This window comes from Paracoccus sp. UBA5162, assembly GCF_002413585.1.
Lineage (GTDB): Bacteria > Pseudomonadota > Alphaproteobacteria > Rhodobacterales > Rhodobacteraceae > Paracoccus.
In genome coordinates this window covers 71,630-74,083 of sequence record NZ_DHXG01000074.1, presented here as the reverse complement: position 1 = coordinate 74,083, position 2,454 = coordinate 71,630, and the positions used below count along the sequence as shown (strand labels likewise).

The window sequence follows — 2,454 nt, the reverse complement described above, 5'->3', positions numbered from 1 at the left end:
CACCACGTCCTCGGACGCTAACCAATAGGGGGCCACAATGCAACCCTGATTCCATAAAATCAAAGACTTAGGCGGCGCAACGTCTGTCACCAGTTATTCTGGCAAGAAACTCATTAACCCCTTAATTTCGCGCGAAAAAATTGCGGCATCAGGTTCCGCAATATTGCGGCAATTTGCCAGAGTAATTAGTTTCGTGTCACCGCTTCGCTCTCTTTCCAAATACCTCGGGGGTCCGGGGGCAGCGCCCCCGGTCGTCGCGGGACGCAACCGGACCCGCCGAAGGCTTGACCCGAGCCCGGCCTTGCGGCAAGTCCCGCGCATGAGCGATACCCCGAAATCCGCCTTCGATCCCAATCCGCCGCGCCGCAATTTCTATGGCAGGCGGCATGGCAAGACCCTGCGTCACAGCCAGAAGGGTTATCTGGCCGAGGATCTGGGCGATCTCAGGCCGCACGGAATCTCGGTGCAGGAAAATCCCGAACGCAAGCCGATCGACCCGGCGGCGATCTTCGGCGACGATCGTCGGGTCTGGCTGGAGGTCGGCTTCGGCGGGGGCGAACATATGGTGCATATGGCCGCGACCCATCCCGACATCGGCATCATCGGCTGCGAGCCCTTCATCAACGGCGTCGCGATGCTGTTGGGCAAGATCCGCGCCGCCGGGCTGGGCAATGTCAGCGTGCATCCGGGCGATGCGCGCGATCTGATGGATGTGCTGCCCGATGGCGGTATCGACCGGGCCTTTCTGCTTTATCCCGATCCATGGCCCAAGGCGCGTCATCACCGCCGCCGTTTCGTGACGCCGGAACATCTGCTGCCGCTGGCGCGGGTGCTGCGGCCGGGCGCGCAGTTCCGGGTGGCGACCGACATTCCCGATTACGTCCGTCAGGCGCTGGAAGAGGTGCCCCTGGCCGGATTCGATCTGGTCCGACAGGGCGCCGATCCCTGGGATGACTGGATCAGCACGAGATACGAACAAAAGGCCCTGCGCGAGGGGCGCACCCCGCACTACCTGACCTTCCGCCGTCACAAGGCACAGGTCCGGGAATCGTGAAGGCTGGTCCGCGGGACGCCGCGCCTGCGCCACTCGGGGGAATATTATCGTCATGGGTTGTGATCGGACGTGCATTGACCGCGCCAAAGTCCGGGCGTTAGGCACGGTGATATCGAATTCGTTTCCGGAGGCCGGACCTCTCCCTTGCCATTCACCCTGGAGTTAAAATGTTCAGAACCCTGCTGACCGCTGGCCTTGTTGCCGGAACGACAACGCTATCATTGGTGTCATCAGCTTATGCTGAGAAAGTCACTGTGGAGGCCGTGATGGTGCCACAGGAATCAATCCGGATGGATTTTGGCGACGGAACCGACCAGTTTGTCCTCATGGTGCGTAGAGAAGGCAAATCCGAAGGAACCGGCGCACTGGCAGGTGCTTCGGTATCAGAATTCGGTTGGCACGATATCGATCCGCCAAAAGGTGGCGATCCCCAAGGCTATCTGCAATTCACGACTGAAAACGGCGACGTCGCGAATATCAAGTTTACCGTCAGGGCAGTTTTCATGAAGGATGGCGACAAGCCTCGTCTGGTGGATTACGGGTTCTGGGAACTTGTCAGCGGATCGGGTCAATTCGAGGGCATGACCGGCGTCGGCACACTGACCATCAAATCGGTATCGGAAACGGATCGCCAGTTCTCCCTGGACGGAGAACTGGGCGCCCGTCCCTAAAATCGATCGCAAGCGGCGTCCGAGCGGCGGATTGTCGGCACTGGCCCGGACTACGAGGAGATGCCCATCTCAAGATGGGAACGGTCAACCCGCGAGGCCATCGCCGCCGGCCTTCCGCGAATCAGGATCGGCGAATTCCGGGCAATGCGCTGCAGCAGGCGTTCCTGCCGATCCGAATTGTCGCAGCCCTCGTCGTGTTCGGGATGAGAATTCGAACGCTAGGGGAAAAGTTGGCGTAATTTGCGAAGCGGCGCGGTCACGCGCCATGATTTGCTCCGACGCATGCGCTTTTTTTCGGCCTCGCTTTCGGCAAGTTTCGCGGCCGTCCTTGCCAACTTCTGATGAGCTTCCTTGTAGCGGACTGAAAGTTCTAGATTTTCTTCACGGAGAGACGCGATGGCGCTGCTGTCGGCTTCAGACGACATGGCATTCAGGCGCTGCTGCAATTTTTCGTTTTGGGCCTCGTGCCGAAGGGCGCGTCGCTCCAGAATGCTGGCCCTCATCTCGGCAGCACCGAGCTTTGCGCGATGATGCGTTTCGGCAGATTCTTCCGCATCGTCGCGCGCCTGGGCAAGCGTTTGATAGGACAGGCGCAGGGCTTCGAATTGCTTCCTCTCGGTCTTGAACAATTCGGCTTGTTCCTCGCCGGCCGCCCGGACTTTGGCAAGTTCGTTTCGCAGCGTTCGATTTTCTTCGGACAGTCGAGAAATCTCGACCTCACGCATGCGC

The 2,454-nt window shown here is 59.9% G+C and carries 2 protein-coding genes and 1 pseudogene; 2 read left to right on the top strand and 1 reads right to left on the bottom strand.

Annotated features, from left to right (window positions below; translation table 11 throughout):
* The first annotated feature begins 319 nt into the window (after nt 1–319).
* Together trmB and B4A72_RS11635 are read left to right on the top strand one after the other, a co-directional pair.
* Nucleotides 320–1,054 carry a tRNA (guanine(46)-N(7))-methyltransferase TrmB gene (gene trmB, locus B4A72_RS11640; RefSeq protein ID WP_292978648.1) on the top strand — a complete coding sequence of 245 codons (735 nt, stop codon included), beginning with the start codon at nt 320–322 and terminating at the stop codon, nt 1,052–1,054.
* A gap of 167 nt (nt 1,055–1,221) precedes the next feature.
* Nucleotides 1,222–1,725, top strand: coding sequence for a hypothetical protein (locus B4A72_RS11635; protein WP_292978646.1), 504 nt, complete (start codon nt 1,222–1,224; stop codon nt 1,723–1,725).
* Nucleotides 1,726–1,943: 218 nt separating this feature from the next.
* Here the strand turns inward: B4A72_RS11635 and B4A72_RS11630 are convergent.
* A pseudogene (locus tag B4A72_RS11630) lies at nt 1,944–2,454 on the bottom strand (hypothetical protein); the annotation flags it as partial.

What these genes read in the sequence shown, in the direction of transcription:
- trmB (WP_292978648.1), top strand. Translation starts at nt 320, where the DNA reads ATGAGCGATACCCCGAAATCCGCCTTCGATCCCAATCCGCCGCGCCGC.
- B4A72_RS11635 (WP_292978646.1), top strand. Translation starts at nt 1,222, where the DNA reads ATGTTCAGAACCCTGCTGACCGCTGGCCTTGTTGCCGGAACGACAACG.